The 17,660-nt window shown below is 73.9% G+C and carries 13 protein-coding genes; 3 read left to right on the top strand and 10 right to left on the bottom strand.

From position 1 onward, the window contains the following. Window positions 1–534 precede the first annotated feature (534 nt). From ACFWJW_RS36760 to rimP, 9 genes are all read right to left on the bottom strand, one after another. A complete protein-coding gene (locus ACFWJW_RS36760) occupies window positions 535–1,482 on the bottom strand; it encodes a bifunctional riboflavin kinase/FAD synthetase (protein WP_387249474.1) in 948 nt (315 codons plus the stop codon). Between the two features lie 195 nt (window positions 1,483–1,677). Next, window positions 1,678–5,796: a hypothetical protein gene (locus ACFWJW_RS36755; protein ID WP_387249471.1), complete on the bottom strand. Its 4,119-nt coding sequence runs from the start codon at window positions 5,794–5,796 to the stop codon at window positions 1,678–1,680. 312 nt (window positions 5,797–6,108) lie between these two features. Continuing rightward, the gene (gene truB / locus ACFWJW_RS36750; RefSeq protein WP_387249469.1) at window positions 6,109–7,092 is read right to left on the bottom strand and encodes a tRNA pseudouridine(55) synthase TruB; all 984 of its coding nucleotides are present in this window, start codon (window positions 7,090–7,092) and stop codon (window positions 6,109–6,111) included. Then, entirely contained in the window at window positions 7,089–7,544 is a 456-nt protein-coding gene (rbfA, locus tag ACFWJW_RS36745) for a 30S ribosome-binding factor RbfA (protein WP_042149527.1), read from the bottom strand. Before rbfA ends, truB begins: the two co-directional genes overlap by 4 nt. A 65-nt stretch (window positions 7,545–7,609) precedes the next feature. Further along, complete coding sequence (locus ACFWJW_RS36740) at window positions 7,610–7,903, bottom strand: DUF503 domain-containing protein (protein WP_387249466.1); 294 nt, start codon at window positions 7,901–7,903, stop codon at window positions 7,610–7,612. Between the two features lie 123 nt (window positions 7,904–8,026). Next, a complete protein-coding gene (infB, locus tag ACFWJW_RS36735) occupies window positions 8,027–11,128 on the bottom strand; it encodes a translation initiation factor IF-2 (protein WP_387249464.1) in 3,102 nt (1,033 codons plus the stop codon). A gap of 161 nt (window positions 11,129–11,289) precedes the next feature. Continuing rightward, window positions 11,290–11,577: a YlxR family protein gene (locus ACFWJW_RS36730; RefSeq protein WP_387249461.1), complete on the bottom strand. Its 288-nt coding sequence runs from the start codon at window positions 11,575–11,577 to the stop codon at window positions 11,290–11,292. 136 nt (window positions 11,578–11,713) lie between these two features. Next, the gene (gene nusA, locus ACFWJW_RS36725) at window positions 11,714–12,712 is read right to left on the bottom strand and encodes a transcription termination factor NusA (protein ID WP_042149517.1); all 999 of its coding nucleotides are present in this window, start codon (window positions 12,710–12,712) and stop codon (window positions 11,714–11,716) included. 2 nt (window positions 12,713–12,714) lie between these two features. After that, window positions 12,715–13,257 (bottom strand): ribosome maturation factor RimP, encoded by a 543-nt coding sequence (gene rimP, locus ACFWJW_RS36720; RefSeq protein WP_387249458.1) that lies wholly within the window; start codon window positions 13,255–13,257, stop codon window positions 12,715–12,717. 160 nt (window positions 13,258–13,417) lie between these two features. Here rimP and ACFWJW_RS36715 point away from each other — a divergent pair, with 160 nt between their 5' ends. Genes ACFWJW_RS36715 through ACFWJW_RS36705 form a run of 3 tightly spaced genes read left to right on the top strand, consistent with a single transcriptional unit; the run spans window position 13,418 to window position 15,487 of the window. Then, entirely contained in the window at window positions 13,418–13,963 is a 546-nt protein-coding gene (locus ACFWJW_RS36715) for a hypothetical protein (protein ID WP_387249476.1), read from the top strand. Window positions 13,964–14,009: 46 nt separating this feature from the next. Then, entirely contained in the window at window positions 14,010–14,525 is a 516-nt protein-coding gene (locus ACFWJW_RS36710) for a ferritin-like domain-containing protein (protein ID WP_387249456.1), read from the top strand. Window positions 14,526–14,575: 50 nt separating this feature from the next. Beyond that, entirely contained in the window at window positions 14,576–15,487 is a 912-nt protein-coding gene (locus ACFWJW_RS36705) for an aminoglycoside phosphotransferase family protein (protein ID WP_387249453.1), read from the top strand. A gap of 104 nt (window positions 15,488–15,591) precedes the next feature. Here the strand turns inward: ACFWJW_RS36705 and ACFWJW_RS36700 are convergent, their stop codons facing one another. Beyond that, window positions 15,592–17,301 carry a proline--tRNA ligase gene (locus ACFWJW_RS36700; protein ID WP_387249451.1) on the bottom strand — a complete coding sequence of 570 codons (1,710 nt, stop codon included), beginning with the start codon at window positions 17,299–17,301 and terminating at the stop codon, window positions 15,592–15,594. Between the last annotated feature and the right edge of the window lie 359 nt (window positions 17,302–17,660).

Raw genomic sequence — 17,660 nt, 5'->3', positions numbered from 1 at the left:
CCGGGGTGGCCGCTGCAGCCGCCTCCGCCGTGAGGCGCCCGAAGCGCAATACGGGGGGGGGCCCGGCACTTGAGAAGTGCCGGGCCCCGCCCCATATCACGTCATACCTCGGACGAGTGAACCGATCCCGGCCGAACTCCGCCTGAAATCAGCCGAGTTGGGAAGGCTGAAGCGCTGGATCCGCACCCCTCGATGCGGCTGGGCCGCTGCCTCAGTGCACGCCAGAGGTGCTGCATTTCTGCGCCCGCCCACCACGGGCCTACCGCACCTCACCTCGTTACCGCACCTCACCTCTACACCCGCCCACCCCCCGAAGGGGGGTGGGCGGCGGGGAAAAACCAGCGGGGGGGGTGGGGGGTTAGGGCGACAGCCCCCGGAAGAACGGAGGCAAAAGGAGCAACCCAGGGGCGAGGGAACACTCCCCGGGGCACGGGAACACCCCAGCGGCAAGCCCCCCGGGCAAGGGAACACCGAGAGGGCTCAGCAAAGCCCCCCAGCAGCAGAAAAAGCAGGAACCACCCCCACCCCCTGCCCTCACCCCGCCGCCGCGATCAACCCCCGCGCCAGCTTCACGTCGACCGCCATCCGCTCCAGCAGGGCGTCGAGTGTGTCGAACTTTTCCTGGCCGCGGATGTAGGCGAGGAAGTCCACGCCGACGTGCAGGCCGTACAGGTCCAGGCCGACGCGGTCGATGGCGTACGCCTCGACGGTGCGGGTCTTGCCGTCGAACTGCGGGTTGGTGCCGACCGAGATGGCCGCCGGCATCGCCTCGCCCTCCACCTGGAGCAGGCCCGCGTAGACACCGTCGGCCGGGATCGCGGTGTGCGGCAGGGTCTCCACATTGGCCGTGGGGAAGCCCAGTTCGCGGCCGCGCTGGGCACCGCGTACGACGACGCCCTCGACGCGGTGCGGCCGTCCGAGGACCTCCATCGCACCGGCCACCTCACCCTCGGCCACCAGCCGGCGGGTGAGCGTGGAGGAGAACGGCTCGCCGCCGCCCGCCGCTCCGCGCTCGTAGAGGTCGATGACCTCGACGGTGTAGTCGTAGGTGGTCCCGAGCTCGGCCAGGGTCTCGACGGTGCCGGTCGCCTTGTGCCCGAAGCGGAAGTTGGGGCCCTCGACGACGACCTGCGCGTGCAGCTTGTCGACCAGCACCTTGACCACGAAGTCGGCCGGGGACAGCTTCGAGAACTCCTTGGTGAACGGGAGGATCAGCACCGCGTCCACCCCCAGCCCGGCCATCAGCTCCGCACGCCGGTGGTGCGGCGCCAGCAGCGGCGGGTGGGTGCCGGGCCGTACGACCTCGCTCGGGTGCGGGTCGAAGGTGACGACCACCGCGGGAATCCCCAGCTCGCGGGCGCGCGCGACGGCCTTCCCGATGATCAATTGGTGGCCGCGGTGCACTCCGTCGTACGAGCCGATGGTGACGACGCTGCGCCCCCAGCCCTCGGGGATGTCCTCCAAGCCACGCCAGCGCTGCACTGTGCCCGCTCCTCGCCCGAACCCTTGTCCGTCCATTGCGCCACGTCGGCATGGCGCAGGTCTAAGACTGCCATGCCGCGGGTGGTGCTCCACGCGAAGGGTGGCTCAGCGCAACCGTCCACCGCCGGGACCACGGGTCCCGAGGCAGCGCCGCCACGCGGGCCGGACCGCCTGTCACGCCCGCTCACCCGCCGGTCAGCTGTGGCATCCGGCGAGCGTGGCCCGGGCCCCGGGCCCCACCACCGCCGCCCACTCCCCCGGCTCGTCCGCCACCCAGTCCTGCACCCGCCGCGCGAAACCGGGCACCCGCCGCCCCAGCTCCACCAGCCGCCGGTCGAAGCGGGCCGCCCCCTCGGGCGTACGGACCAGCAGCGTCCCGGTGCGGTGCACCAGCTCCCGGGTGCGCTCGGCCGGCCGCCGCTCCGCTCCCTCGGCGGCCGTCTGGAGCAGCGCCTCCAGCACCCGGGTGTCCGGGCCGGTCTCGTCGTACCCGCCGTGCGGCGCCGCGTACGACGCCTCCTGGGCCAGCAGCACCTCCAGCAGCTCACGGCGCAACGGGGCCGAGTCGCCGGACCCGGCCTCGGCCACCACCGCCGCGAGCGCGCACCGGACCGGTACCGGATATCCGGTCAGCAGCTCGGCGACGAGCGGGCGGAGCGCCGCGCGGGCGGCCGGTCCGCGCTCCAGGCGGCACTCGACGAACTCCGCGACCGGGCGCGCGGCCCGGTCCGGGCAGTGCCGGGCACAGTCGCGCACCAGGCCGTCGATGCGGCCGGCGAGCGCCGGTTCCTCGGTGCGGGCGAGCATCCGCAGCAGCGCGGCGGCCACCGGCGGACCGGCGCCACCGACCAGCCGGGCCCGGAAGGCGTCCAGCACCGGCCCGGGGTGGTCGGTGAGGGCGGCCCGGAACGCCGTGGGCGGCAGCTGCGGATCCCCCGCCACGAAGCGGGCCAGCGCCCGGTCCAGGAAGCGGTCCCGGGTGGCCGGGTCGCCGACGAGCAGGGCGAGCGCGGAGCCGTGGTGGGCGCTGTCCGCGGTCCGGGCGAGCAGGCAGAGGGCGGCGTAGCGCAGCAGGGCGCGGTCGGCCGCGGCGGTGATGTACGGGGCGGCCCGCAGGCCGTAGGTCGCGGCGGCGGCCCGGCGCTCGGGGCGGGTGTCGTGGGCCCAGCGGTCCACGGCCCGGCACACCGCCGCCGGCTCGTCCTCGGCGAGCGCGTCCATCAGCTCGTCGCCCTTGGGGTGCGCGGCCGCCACCAGCGCCTCCGTGAGCGCGTCGAGCGCCGGCCGGCGGTGGGTGTGCAGCAGGGCCTGCGCGGCGGTGGCCACGGTGATCTCCGGGGGCAACGCGTGGCGTGCCGGGCCGTCGCCCTCCTCGCCACCGAGGCGCTGAAGCGGGCGGGTGTCGTCGAACCAGGCGCACAGCAGCGGCTGCACACCTTCCGGGTCCGCGCACAGCAGCTCGGCCGCGGCGTCGAGAAAGCGCGACGAGCGCGGTGCACCGGCCCCGGCCGCTCCGACGGCCCCTTCGGGCGACCCGTCGCCCGTGCCTGTCCCGGAGGCGGTGCGGGCCGCTCCTGCCGGGTGCCTCCTGCCCGGCGGGGTCTCGCCGTCCCAGGGGCCGGCGGACGCGTCGTCGGTGGGGTGGACGCGTACGCGCGGGGGCGGGGCGAAGGCGCGGCCAGGGGACGGCCCGTCGTCGGACGGCAGAGCGGGTACCGACCCATCAACGGACGACAGGCCGGGCGCCGACCCCTCGACGGACGACAGGCCGGGCGCCGCCCCCTCGACGGACGGCAGCGGATCGCCCGACGACGGGCCGGACGGCTCCAGGGCGGACGACCACGAGCCGGCCGCCGCGACGGAAGCGGCCGCGGCGACGGAAGCGGACGCGGCCACGGAAGCAGGCCCGGCCACGGAAGCGGCCCCCGCCGCCCGCCCCCGCGGCCGCGGCGGCCCCGACGACGCACGCTCCGCTTCGCCTCCCGGCCCGCCCCGCTCCACCGCGCCCGACCCGTGCTCCACCGCGCCCGGACCCCGCCCCGCCCCGACCGGCGGCCCGTCCGCCGGCAGAAGGCGGCGCAGCAGATCCATCCGGTCCTCGTCCGCCAGCGTCAGCCGCTCCCAGAACCACGGGCCGAAGGTCTCCAGTCCGGTGTGCGCGAAACCGCCCGTCCGGAGCGACCGTTCGGTGATCCGGTCGGCGAGCAGCCGCAGCACGCCCGTGTACGGCCTCGCATCGGGGACCCGGAGCAGCACCCCGGACAGCACCCGCGCGGCCCACCAGCGGCCGTCCACGGCGTGCGGGGGCGGTGTTCCGGCGGCGGGGGCGGTGGCCATCGGCACCAACTCCGCCAGTCGGAACGTCAGTTGTACCGAGCCCTCGCGGCCGGCGAGCCGCAGCAGCGCCTGGACGACCGGCCCCACCCGGTGTCCGGGGACGGGCAGCAGATCGAGATCGACATGGGCGCCCTGGAGCCACTCCGCGAACTCCTCGTGCACGAAGCGGTATCGGGTGCCGGCCGGGACCAGCAGGCCCTCGGTGAGCACCGCGGAGGCCCAGCCGGCCGCCCGCGGAAAGACCTCCTCGAAGGACGTACGGTCCAGCGCCCCGGGGCCGGGGCCGAGACAGCGGCGGGCCGCCTCGTGCACCTGGCCGGCGACCTGGGCGGCCAGCCGGCGTACGGCGGTGCCGCGCAGTGCCGGCCGGTGCGCGGCCGCGATCCGTACGGCGATGCGCAGGCACACCAGGTCCAGGTAGGCGTCGAAGATCTGGTGGCGGTCCGGCGCGCCGATGCCGCCGTCCAGCCCGGCCCCGTCCCCCTGGGGGAGCGCCGCCCGGACCTCCGCGAGCAGCCGCAGGGCGAGTGGATGGCGGGCGTCCGGCGCGGCCGGTGCGCCGGACGGCAGGCCGTAGCGGGCGCGGGCGCGCTCCGCGGCCTCCCGGGGGAGGTCGCCGAGCTCCACGCAGGCGGGCAGCGCGGGCACCGGGCGGTGCGGCCGGTGCAGCAGGCCGGGCGGGAAGAGCGCACCGGCCCGCTCCCAGTACTCGGGGCGGCAGGCGATCACCAGCCGCACCCCGTCCGTCCCCAGCCAGTCGGCCGTCGCCCCGGTCCACTCGGCCAGCCGGCGCAGCAGGCCCGTCGGCATCTCCTCCGGCCCGTCGAGCAGCACGAGCAGCGGGCTCCCGGCCGCGGCCGCCGCGCGGGCCACGCCCTGCGCCGTGGTGTCCGCCGGATCTCCGGCCGTACGGTCCGCGGCGGCGACGGTCCGGCCCGCGGAGCGCAGCGCCCGCTCGACCGCGCTGCGGACGCCGTCGTCGTCGGACCGCAGCTCCGCCCCGCGCAGCCAGACGGTCGGGGCGGGCGCGGGGCCCTGGGCGCGGCGGGCGGCCAGCCCGGCCAGCTCGGTGCTGCGCCCGGTCCCGGGCTCCCCCACCAGGCCCAGCACCCGTGCGCCCGCCGCCGCGTCGTCCGCTCCGAAACGGGTGAACTCCGCTGCCACGTCCGGCCGTTCGACCGGCTCGCGCCACAGGCGGGGCTGCGCGGCGGAGCTCAGCGCCACTTCGGCGAGATGCCGTGCGCCGGCCGGGTTGAGCTCGCTGCCGTACGCCGGGACGGTCCGCGCGTTGCGCTCCAGCAGGGCGGCGAGCGGGCCTCCTGGCGCGGCCTCGGCGACCGCGCGCAGCGGAATCGCGAAGCCGCCCGCCCGGCGCCCGGGCATCCGCCCCGTCCGGAAGCCGCCGGGGGCCTGGGGATGCAGCGCGGTGCCGAGGACCGCGAGCACCGCACCCGTCCGGGCGTCCAGCACCGGCCCGCCGATCGCGGGGCCGCCCAGCCGCAGCGCCTCCCGGCCGCCCGCGCAGAGGCCGAGTTCCAGCGTCTCGTCGAGCAGATGGACGCGCGCGGCGGCGGTGTACATCACCCCGGAGCCGGGCCCGACGACCGTGCCGTCCAGCCAGCCGCCCGCCCAGAGCCGGGCGCGGGTGTCCGGGGCCGGGCGGCGGGTGGCGAGGGGCAGCGGCGCGAGCCGGTGCGGCCCGAAGCTGTCGGTCCGTACGAGGGCGAGCCCGGCCTCCGGAAGGGGCGTGATCGCCTCGGCCGCCACCAGGCAGGTCCATCCGCCGCCCCCGGCCGCACCCCCGCCCGCGCCGTCCGCCATGGGCTGGAGCACCAGCTGTGCCGCACCGTCCACCGCTTCGTGGCTGGTGACCACGGTGCCGTCGTGGTCCGCGAGGAAGCCCGTGCCCCGCGTCCGACCTGCCAGATCGCGGATCCGCACCAGTGCCGCGTCCGCATCGGCATCCAGCAACGCCATCGTCGGTCCTCTCGCCCTGTCCCGTCCTCCGCACGGTAAGCAGGCGGTGATCGCCGCGGGAGGGCAGCCTGCCAACGCGCCCCCGTCCACTCCTCGATTCACTCCGAGCGCCTCACCGAATGAGTGAATGGCCGGAACTTGTCGGAGCGGAGGGGGAGTCAGCGGGTGGCGGACGGCCGTGGCAGGCGGCGCGGGTGGCCTCGGCGCCGCCGGGTGGCGGCCGGTGCCCCGTGGGCGGACATGCGGAAGGCCGGGTCCGGAGCGCGTTTCCCCGCCCGGACCCGGCCCCGGTATCAGGCCACGATCCCGCCGCTAAATGGCGAACACCGCCAGGCTCTTGGCCTTCCCGCCCTGGTTCTCCACCAGTGCCAGGAACGTGCCGTCCGGCCCGAAGGCCGCGACCGGGCCGTCGCCGTCGAAGCGCGGCATCGGGATCCGCGCGCCGTTGAGCAGCAGCCGCGCCTGCGGTTCGGCGACGTCCCAGCGGGTGAACGCCGCGGCCGCCGCGTCGCCGATCGGCATGACCGGCAGGCCCTCGCCCTCGGCGTCGTCCACCGCCGCCTGGAGCTGTTCGAGCGTGCGCGCCCGGTCCAGCTTGTACGGGCCGACGCGGGTGCGGCGCAGCGCGGTCAGATGGCCGCCGACGCCGAGCCCGGCCCCCAGATCGCGGGCCAGCGCGCGGATGTACGTGCCGGACGAGCACTCGACGGAGACCAGCAGGTCGGTCACCGGGGTGCCGTCCTCGGCCTCGGTCTCGTGCGCGGAATGCACCACGAACGAGGAGACGGTCACCGGGCGGGCCGGGATCTCCACGTCCTCGCCCTCGCGGACCCGCGAGTACGAGCGCTTGCCGTTGATCTTGATGGCGCTGACCTTGGACGGCACCTGCATGATCGCCCCGGACAGCCCGGCGACGCCCGCGTCGATGTCCTCGCGGGCGAGGCCGTGCGCCGGCTTCGACTCGGTGATCTCGCCCTCGGCGTCGTCGGTGACGGTCGTCTGGCCGAGCCGGATCGTGCCGACGTACTCCTTCTCCGTCAGCGCGAGATGGCCCAGCAGCTTGGTGGCCCGCTCCAGGCCCAGGACGAGGACGCCCGTGGCCATCGGGTCGAGCGTGCCGGCGTGCCCGACCCGGCGGGTACGCGCCATCCCGCGCATCTTCGCCACCACGTCGTGCGAAGTGAAGCCGGCCGGCTTGTCGACGATGACCAGGCCCGCCCGTCGCCCACCGCCCCCCTTGCCGGAGAGCGCTGCGCGCCCGCCCCCCTCGATGGGCTTGTTGCTCTCACGCTTCATTCTGCCGCGGTGCCCTCATCGTCCTCGTCCTCGCCCGGCTTGCGGTACGGATCGGCCTCACCGGCGTACTGCGCGCCCGAGGAGACCTCGCGCACCTTGGCGTCCGAGGCCCGTGCCTTGTCGAGCAGGTCCTCGATGGTCTTGGCGTTCTCCGGCAGGGCGTCCGCGACGAACGCCAGGGTCGGCGTGAACTTCGTGCCGGCCGCCGCGCCGACGGCGGAGCGCAGGATGCCCTTGGCGCTCTCCAGTCCGGCGGCGGCGCTGGCGCGGTCCTCGTCGTCCCCGTAGACCGTGTAGAAGACCGTAGCCTCCCGCAGGTCGCCGGTGACCCGGGTGTCCGTGATGGTCACATGCGAACCGAGCCGCGGGTCCTTGATACCGCGCTGTAGCTTCTGGGCGACCACCTCCCGGATGAGGTCCGCCAGCTTCTTCGCCCGCGCATTGTCGGCCACTGGTCCGTCTCCTTCTTTCTTCCACAATTGTGCTTCCGCCGGCGACGGGACGCCTGGCCATCAGGTCAGTCGTCGTCGCCGTGCAGCCGCCGGCGTACCGACAGCAGCTCCACTTCGGGCCGTGCGGCGACCAGGCGCTCGCAGCGGTCCATGACTTCGGTGAGATGCCCCGTGTCCCCGGAGACCACCGCCAGGCCGATGGTGGCCCTGCGGTACAGATCCTGGTCCCCGACCTCCGCGACGCTCACCGCGAATTTGCGGTGCAGCTCGGCGACGATCGGACGGACGACGGAGCGCTTCTCCTTCAGCGACCGTACGTCGCCGAGAAGCAGGTCGAAGGACAGCGTCCCTACGTACATGCAAGACGGGTCAAGCCACCCGTGGGGCCTTGGGAATCCGTGTCTTTTCGAACCGTACACGGAACGGCCGGGGCCGATCGACGGAAATTCTCCGCCGACCGGCCCCGGCCAAGCACCGCGTGATCAGCCGCGCGGCTTCTCGCGCATCTCGTACGTCGCGATGACGTCGTCGATCTTGATGTCGTTGAAGTTTCCGAGGTTGATACCGCCCTCGAAGCCTTCGCGGATCTCGGTGACGTCGTCCTTGAAGCGGCGCAGACCCTGGATGTTGAGGTCCTCCGCGACCACCTTGCCGTCGCGGATGAGGCGCGCCTTGGTGTTGCGCTTGACCTCGCCGGAGCGGATGAGCACACCCGCGATGTTGCCGAGCTTGGACGAGCGGAAGATCTCGCGGATCTCCGCGGTACCGAGCTCGACCTCCTCGTACTCCGGCTTGAGCATGCCCTTGAGGGCCGCCTCGATCTCCTCGATCGCCTGGTAGATGACCGAGTAGTACCGGACGTCGACGCCCTCGCGCTCGGCCATCTGCGTCGCACGGCCTTCGGCGCGCACGTTGAAGCCGATGACGATCGCGTCGGAGCCGGACGCCAGGTTGATGTCGGTCTCCGTGACCGCACCGACGCCGCGGTGCAGCACCCGGATGTCGACCTCTTCGCCGACGTCGAGCTGGAGCAGCGAGGACTCCAGGGCCTCGACGGAACCAGAAGCGTCACCCTTGATGATGAGGTTGAGCTGCTGGACCTCGCCGGCCTTGAGCACCTTGTCCAGGTCCTCGAGGGACACCCGGCGGGTGCGCTTGGCGAAGGCGGCGTTGCGCTCGCGCGCCGCGCGCTTCTCGGCGATCTGACGGGCCGTACGGTCCTCGTCGACGACCAGGAAGTTGTCGCCGGCGCCCGGGACGTTGGTCAGACCCAGGACCAGGACGGGGGTCGACGGACCCGCTTCCTCGACGTTGTTGCCCTTGTCGTCGAACATCGCACGGACCCGGCCGTACGCGTCGCCGACCACCATCGTCTCGCCGACGCGCAGCGTGCCGCGCTGGACCAGGACGGTCGCCACGGCGCCGCGGCCACGGTCGAGGTGGGCCTCGATCGCGATGCCCTGCGCGTCCTGCTCCGCGTTGGCGCGCAGGTCGAGCGAGGCGTCCGCGGTCAGGACCACGGCCTCGAGCAGCTGCTCGATGTTCAGACCCTCACGGGCGGAGATGTCGACGAACATGGTGTCGCCGCCGTACTCCTCGGCCACCAGACCGAACTCGGTGAGCTGGCCGCGCACCTTGGTCGGGTCGGCGCCCTCGACGTCGATCTTGTTGACCGCGACCACGATCGGCACGTCGGCCGCCTTGGCGTGGTTCAGGGCCTCGATCGTCTGCGGCATGACACCGTCGTTGGCCGCCACCACGAGGATCGCGATGTCGGTCGACTTGGCACCACGGGCACGCATGGCGGTGAACGCCTCGTGACCGGGGGTGTCGATGAAGGTGATGCGCCGCTCTTCGTCGTTGACCTCGGTCGCGACCTGGTAGGCACCGATGTGCTGGGTGATGCCGCCGGCCTCGCCCGCGATGACGTTCGTCTTGCGGATCGCGTCGAGCAGCCGGGTCTTACCGTGGTCGACGTGACCCATGACGGTCACCACCGGCGGACGCGCGACGAGCATGTCCTCGCCGCCCTCGTTCTCACCGAAGTCGATGTCGAAGGACTCGAGCAGCTCGCGGTCCTCCTCCTCCGGGCTGACGATCTCGACGACGTAGTTCATCTCTTCGGCGAGCAGCTGGAGCGTCTCGTCGGAGACCGACTGGGTCGCCGTGACCATCTCGCCCAGGTTCAGCATGACCTGGACCAGCGAGGCCGGGTTGGCGTTGATCTTCTCGGCGAAGTCCGTCAGCGAGGCACCACGCGACAGGCGAACCGTCGCGCCGTTGCCGCGCGGCAGCATGATGCCGCCCACCGACGGGGCCTGCATGGCCTCGTACTCCTGACGCCTCTGCCGCTTCGACTTGCGGCCACGACGCGCCGGACCGCCGGGACGGCCGAACGCACCCTGCGTGCCACCACGGCCACCGGGACCGCCGGGACGGCCACCGAAGCCGGGACGACCGCCGAAGCCGCCGCCACCACCGGGACCGCCGCCACCGGGACGACCGGCGAAACCGCCGCCGCCACCCGGACGACCGCCGCCGCCACCACCGGGACGGCCGGCGAAGCCGCCGCCACCACCGGGACGACCGCCGCCACCGGGACGACCGGCGCCGCCGGGACCACGGCCACCGCCACCGCCGGGGCCCGGACGCGGGCCGGCAGCGGGACGCTGCGGCATCATGCCCGGGTTCGGGCGGTTACCGCCGCCACCACCGGGACGCGGGGCGCCACCGGGGGCCGCACCCTGCGGACGGGGCATACCACCGGGGGTGGGACGCGCGCCGCCCTGGCCGCCCTGGGGACGGGGACCGCCCTGGCCGCCGCCCTGCGGACGCGGACCGCCGGGGCCACCCTGGCCGCCGGGACGCGGGGCGCCACCGGGACGGGGGGCCTGCGGACGGGCCATGCCCGTCGAGCCACCGGACGTGAAGGGGTTGTTGCCCGGACGGGGGCCGGACGGGCGGCCACCGGGACGCGGGGCCGGACGCTCGCCACCGGGACGCGGGGCGTTACCGCGGCCCTGGCCGCCCTGACCACCCTGGCCGGGCGCCGGACGGGCCGGACGCGGGGCGGGGGCACCGGGACGGGGAGCCGACTGGCCGGCGGCCGGAGCGGCCGGAGCGGACGGCGGAGCCTGGAACTCGGGCTGCGCGGGGGCGGCCGGAGCGGGCTTGGGTGCCGCGGGGCGCGCCGGGGTGGGGCGCGGGCCCGGGGTGGGGCCGGCGGCGGGAGTGCTCTTGGGAGCCACCGGGGCCTCGGGGGCCTTCGGTGCCTCGGGGGCTGCCGGAGCCGCGGGGCCCGGCTTGGGGGCGCCCGGCTTCGGGGCAGCCGGACGGGCCGCCTGCGCCGGAGAGGGCGCGGACGGCTTCGCGGGGGCCGACTTGCGCGGTGCCGCGGGCTTACCGGCGGCGCGGCCATTGCCGCTGCCTGCCTGGAAAGCGTCGGTCAGCTTGCGAACAACCGGCGCCTCGATCGTCGAGGACGCCGAACGGACGAATTCACCAAGTTCTTGGAGCTTGGCCATGACGACCTTGCTCTCAACGCCGAACTCCTTGGCGAGTTCGTATACCCGGACCTTAGCCACTTCGCTCCTTCTAGGTCCGGGTTTGTCCACCGGACCGTCGCTACTTCATGGGCGTACTCATCGCGTACTCATCGAGTGCTCATCGCAATCTCGACCTACTTCCGACTCGCGAGGTACCTGACCGCACGGTTTTCCGTGCGCTGTGCATTTCGTGCTGTGCGTTATTGCAGGGGCTGCTCGGCACGCTCGACGGACCGGCGCAAGGCCGTCGTGTCGAACGGTCCCCGGGCCCGGTAGGCCCGGTTGAACGCCCGGCGGCGAACCGCCAGGTCGAGGCAGACCAGTGTCGGGTGCACATAAGCACCCCGGCCGGGCAGCGTACCGCGAGGATCGGGGACGCACTCACCCTCGATCTCCACGATGCGCAGCAAATCGCCCTTGGCCGCTCGCTCCCGGCATCCCAGACAGGTGCGCTCAGGGCGTGCGCGGGCATGCGTCCGGCCAGACACTGCTTAAGTCTACCTCCCCGCGCCGCTCCGGCCCCGATGGGGTGAAGGCCGGACGACTGCTCAGAATTCCTGGCCGGGCGCCGCGGCACCACCGATTTTCCGGGGTCCGCGGCGCGACCGGCCGCCTCGGACGGTCTCAGTCCTGCGGCGCGTGCTCGGTGTCCGGGCGGATGTCGATCCGCCAGCCCGTGAGACGGGCGGCGAGCCGGGCGTTCTGCCCTTCCTTGCCGATGGCCAGTGACAGCTGGTAATCGGGCACGGTGACCCGGGCGGAGCGCGCCGCCAGGTCCACGACCTCGACCTTGCTGACCCGGGCCGGCGACAGCGCGTTCGCCACCAGCTCGGCCGGGTCGTCCGACCAGTCCACGATGTCGATCTTCTCGCCGTGCAGCTCGGCCATCACGGCGCGCACCCGGCCGCCCATCGGGCCGATGCAGGCACCCTTGGCGTTCAGGCCGGAGCGGGTGGACCGTACGGCGATCTTCGTGCGGTGGCCGGCCTCGCGGGCGATGGCGGAGATCTCCACCGAGCCGTCCGCGATCTCCGGGACCTCCATGGCGAAGAGCTTCTTCACCAGATTGGGGTGGGTGCGCGAGAGCGTCACGGACGGGCCGCGGACGCCCTTGACCACCCGTACGACGTACGAGCGCAGCCGGGTGCCGTGCGCGTAGTCCTCGCCGGGGACCTGCTCCTGCACCGGCAGGATGGCCTCCAGGCGGCCGATGTCGACCAGGACGTTCTTGGGGTCCTTGCCCTGCTGGACGACGCCGGTGACGACATCGCCCTCCCGTCCGGCGTACTCACCGAACGTGATCTCCTCCTCGGCGTCCCGCAGCCGCTGGAGAATGACCTGCTTGGCGGTGGTCGCCGCGATCCTTCCGAAGCCGGAGGGGGTGTCGTCGAACTCGCGGGGCTCCTCGCCCTCCGGCAGGTCCGACAGGTCCTCGGCGTTCTCCTTCGCCCACACCGTCACATGCCCGGTGTTGCGGTTCAGCTCCACCCGCGCCCGCCGGCGGCTGCCTTCGGTGCGGTGGTAGGCGATGAGGAGGGCCGACTCGATCGCCTCGACCAGCAGGTCGAACGAGATCTCCTTCTCCCGCACCAGACCCCGCAGGGCACTCATGTCGATATCCACGGCTACGCCTCCTCCTTGTTCTCGTCGATCTTCTCGTCGTGCTGCGCGTCGCGCTTGTCTGTCTTGTCGGGCTTACGGCTGAATTCCAGCTCGACGCGCGCCTTGGCGATCTCGTCGAAGGAGACCCGGCGGGCGGTCGGCTTGCGGCCCTTGACTCCCGGCACCTCGAGGTCCAGTCCGGAGTCGTCGACGGCGATGATCCGCGCCACCAGCTCGCCGCCCTCGTGGAGTTGGGCCTTGATGAGGCGGCCGACGGCGCGGCGGTAGTGCCGCAGCTCGGTCAGCGGGCGGTCGGCGCCGGGTGAGGTCACCTCAAGGGTGTAGGGGGCGCCGCCCATCACATCGGAGTCGTCCAGGACCTCGGATGCCTCGCGGCTCAGCGCGGCACACTCGTCCAGCTGGACGCCCTCGTCGGAATCGACCACGATCCTCAGCACCCGCCGCTTGCCTGCCGGTGTCACCTCGATCTCTTCCAGATCCAGGTCGCGCGCGGCGATGAGCGGTTCAAGCAGTCCGCGCAGCCTCTCGCTCTGGGTGGTGCTCATCCGGGTGACTCCTCGGCCGCGTGTGCTGTTGTGGGTAGGTCGCGTGTCGGGTCAAAGCCTATCGGTTCCGGCGGGGTACTGACGATTCGGTGGGTGGTCACGGATACTCTCGCCTGCGGTGATCACTACGGAAGACCCCGGGAAGTGCAACGTGCCGAAAGTGGCGTACGTGCGGAGAAGGACCCTGCTGGCCGGTGCCGCCCTCGGGGGCACGGCCCTCCTCACGGGCTGCTCCGAGGACTCCGGCCCCGACCGGGCCGAACACTCCTCCGCCGCCGAACGGCTGCGCAAGCGCTCGGCCCGCGACAGCACGACCCTGCTGGCGCGCTACGACGCGACGCTGGCCGCGTATCCGGCGCTGGAGCCCCGGCTGCGCCCGCTGCGCTCCGAAGTCGCCCGGCACGCCGAGGCGTTCGGCGACGAGCGGGCCACCGCCCCGCCCGGCGGCGGCGCCTCCGACGGCCCGGCACGCGACGCCGGAGCGCCCGCGTCCGGTCCCTCGCCGCACGGCGCCCGGCCGTCCGGCCCCCCGGTCCCCGAGGACGAGCGGGCCGCCCGCGCGGCGCTCGCCGACGCGGAACGCCGGCTCGCCGATACCCGTACCAAGGCGCTGATCGCCGCGCCCCCGGAACTGGCCCGGCTGCTGGCCTCGGTCGCGGCGGCCGGTGCGGTGCACGCGTATCTGCTGGCGGAGCGGGCCGGATGACGGGCGCGGCGGGACACCGGGCAGGTACCAGCGAAGGGGTGTGCGGATGACGGCCGGAACGGCGCGCGGCAGCAGGCGCGACAACGACGACAGCAAAGACGACGAGCTGACGGCGGTGCAGGCGGCGCTGGCCGCCGAGCACGCCGCGGTGTACGGCTACGGCGTGGTCGGCGGGCGGATCGCCGGTGACCGGCGCACCGAGGCCCAGGCGGCGTACGACGGACACCGCGCCCGCCGGGACGCGCTGCGCCGCGTGGTGCGCGATCTGGGCGGTACCCCGCAGGCCGCGGCCGCCGCCTACGAGCTGCCCTTCCCGGTACCGGACGCGGCCGCCGCGGCCCGGCTGGCGGCGGAGCTGGAGGACCGGCTGGCCGCCGTGTACGCGGATCTCGTACGGGCCGGCGGCGCGGTCCGGCGGCGGGAGGCGGCGGCCGCGCTGCGCGAGGCGGCGGTGCGGTCGGTGCGCTGGCGCGGCGGCGGCGTAGCCTTCCCTGGGCTCGCGGAGCGGGCCGCGGAGGCCGCCCCGTCCGGCTCCGCGAGCGCCGCCGCGGGCGCGCTCTGAACGACCGGCCGCTCCGCGGTCTCCGCCACCGGGAAAGGGACAGCTCACGCATGGCAACCGCACCCATCGAACCGCCGCAGCGGTTGGTGAGTTCGCTGAGCGGCGATCCGGAAAGTCCGGTGCGGCAGTGGCTCACGGCGCTGCCGACGCTGGTTCAGCAGCAGCTGGCGGCCTGGGAGCTGACGCTGGAGCGGGTGCACGCGCCCGGTGGCCGCAGCAGTCTGCTCGCGCTCGTACGGCAGCAGGACGGCACGCCCGCGGCGCTGAAGTTCCCGGTGCCGGGGCGGGTGTCGGCGCACGAGGGCGCGGCGCTGGAGATGTGGGACGGCTGGGGCGCGGTGCGGCTGCTGCGGTCCGACGACAAGAGCGGTGCGCTGCTGCTGGAGCGGCTCCAGGGCGGGGTGTCGCTGCGTTCGCTGCCGGAGGCCAAGGCCGTGCTGGAGGCGGCCGGCACGGTGCGGCGGCTGTGGGTGGAGCCCGCCCCGGGGCATCCCTTCGAGACGCTGGCCGGGCGTACGGAGGAGGCGGTGGAGGGGCTGCGCACGGCCGGGGCGCTGACCCGGGCCGCCGGGCCGCTGGTGGAGCAGGCGCTGGAGCTGCGGCGCGGCCTGCCGGCCGGGTCCGGGGAGCAGTTCCTGCTGCACGGCACGTTCCGGCAGGGCAAGGTGCTGGCCGGTACGCGGGCGCCCTGGCTGGCGGTGGGCCCGTCGCCGGTGGTGGGCGAGCGGGCGTACGACCTGGCGGCGCTGGTGCTGGACCGGTTCGAGGATCTGCTGGCCGGTTCCGGCGCGGCCGCCGCGGCCCGCCGCCGGGTGGCCAAACTGGCCGACTCCCTGGAGGTGGACCGGGACCGGCTGCGCGACTGGACGCTGTACCGGGCGGTGGACACCGGCGCACGGGAGGTGGCCGTGGGCGACCGTCAGCGCGGGGAAGCGCTGCTGGAGTTCGCGGCCTGGCTGTAGGCCGCGGTAGGCGAGTGCGCGCCCACGGGACGGGCCCTTCGGCGCACAGGCGAACGGGCCGGCCGGGGCGTTCCCCTGGCCGGCCCGTTCGCCGTACGTGTCGGTTACGCGCTGAGGCGGGCGACGGCCTCCTCGACCGTCAGCTCCTCGCGCTCGCCGGTACGGCGGTCCTTGACCTCGACGACGCCCTCGGCGGCGCGCCGGCCGGCGACCACGATGGTCGGGACACCCAGCAGCTCGGCGTCGGTGAACTTCACACCCGGCGAGACACCCGCCCGGTCATCGACGAGGACCCGCAGGCCCGCGGCGCCGAGCTGCTCGCCGACCTCCAGGGCGAGCTCGGTCTGCTTGGCCTTGCCGGCCGCCACGACATGCACATCGGCCGGGGCGATCTCGCGGGGCCAGCACAGGCCCTTCTCGTCGTGGGTCTGCTCGGCGAGGGCGGCCACCGCACGGGAGACGCCGATGCCGTACGAGCCCATGGTGACCCGGGCGGGCTTGCCGTTCTGGCCGAGCACATCGAGCTCGAAGGCGTCCGCGTACTTGCGGCCGAGCTGGAAGATGTGGCCGATCTCGATGGCGCGGTCGATCTTCAGGCCGGTGCCGCACTTCGGGCAGGGGTCGCCGGGCTCGACGACGACCACGTCGAGGTACTCGTCGACCTCGAAGTCCCGGCCGGCGACGACGTTCCTGGCGTGCTTGCCCTCCTTGTTGGCGCCGGTGACCCAGGCGGTGCCGGGGGCGACGCGCGGGTCGGCGAGGTAGCGGAACGCCTTGCCGGCCAGGCCCTGCGGGCCGACGTAGCCACGGACCAGGTCCGGGCGGTCGACGAAGTCCTCGGCGGTGACCAGCTCGACGGTGGCCGGTGCCAGGTGCTCACCGAGCTTGCCGAGGTCGACCTCGCGGTTGCCGGGGACGCCGACCGCGACGATCTCGCCGTCGACCTTGATCAAGAGGTTCTTGAGGGTCGCGGCGGCCGGTACGCCGAGGAACTCGGCGAGGGACTCGATGGTCGGGGTGTCGGGGGTGTCCAGCTCCTCGACGGGGCCGTGCGCGGCGCCGTCGGCCGGCTCGACCTTGACCGTGACGGCCTCGGTGTTGGCGGCGTAGTCGCAGGCCGGGCAGTCGACGAAGGTGTCCTCGCCGGCCGCGGCGGGGGCCAGGAACTCCTCGGAGGCGGAGCCGCCCATCGCGCCGGAGACGGCGGAGACGATGCGGTAGTCCAGCCCGAGCCGCTCGAAGATCTTGGTGTACGCCTCGCGGTGCAGGGCGTAGGACTGCTCCAGGCCCTCGTCGGTGGTGTCGAAGCTGTACGAGTCCTTCATCTGGAACTCGCGGCCGCGCAGCACACCGGAACGGGGGCGGGCCTCGTCACGGTACTTGGTCTGGATCTGGTAGAGGATCACCGGCAGGTCCTTGTAGGACGTGCACTGGTCCTTGACCGTGAGGGTGAAGATCTCCTCGTGGGTCGGACCGAGGAGGTAGTCCGCGCCCTTGCGGTCCTTGAGGCGGAAGAGCAGGTCGCCGTACTCCTCCCAGCGGCCGCTGGCCTCGTAGGGCTCCTTGGGCAGCAGGGCCGGCAGCAGGACCTCCTGGCCGCCGATGGCGTCCATCTCCTCGCGCACCACGCGGGAGACGTTCTCCAGGACCTTCTTGCCCAGCGGCAGCCACGTCCAGATGCCGGCGGAGGAGCGGCGGACGTAACCGGCGCGGACGAGCAGCTTGTGGCTGGCGGTCTCGGCGTCGGCCGGGTCGTCGCGCAGTGTCTTGATCATCAAGCGGGACATGCGCTGGACCTGTGCGGCGTGGGCCATGGGAGATTCTCCTGCGTAAGAAAGGTGACTCCCTGGAGGTTAGCTGTAGGGATACGGCGCCACGAAATGCGATTCGCTGCGCTTGGCCTTGCTTCCCGCGTTTTCGGCTTTCCCGCCGTGGTTGTTGCGCGCCGTTGGTGGCCCGCTTGCGCGGAGCCCCCGCCGTTGCGCCAAGCGCTGCGCTTTGCCTCGGCCGGCGTTTGTGGCTGACTCGCCGTTGCTCCCCCACTGCCTGAAGGGCGTGGGAGGTACCCCCACGCGGCGGGCGGTGCCGCTGCGCGGGGCTGTTGGGTGCGGTGACGGGCCTGCGCGGGTGGGGTGTGCCGGACATCATCGGATTAACTACGGGACCCCCCGGC

The organism is Streptomyces sp. NPDC127097, assembly GCF_042724075.1.
Taxonomy (GTDB): domain Bacteria; phylum Actinomycetota; class Actinomycetes; order Streptomycetales; family Streptomycetaceae; genus Streptomyces.
The sequence above is the reverse complement of the archived record's forward strand: the minus strand, read 5'-3'. Positions and strand labels throughout refer to the sequence as shown.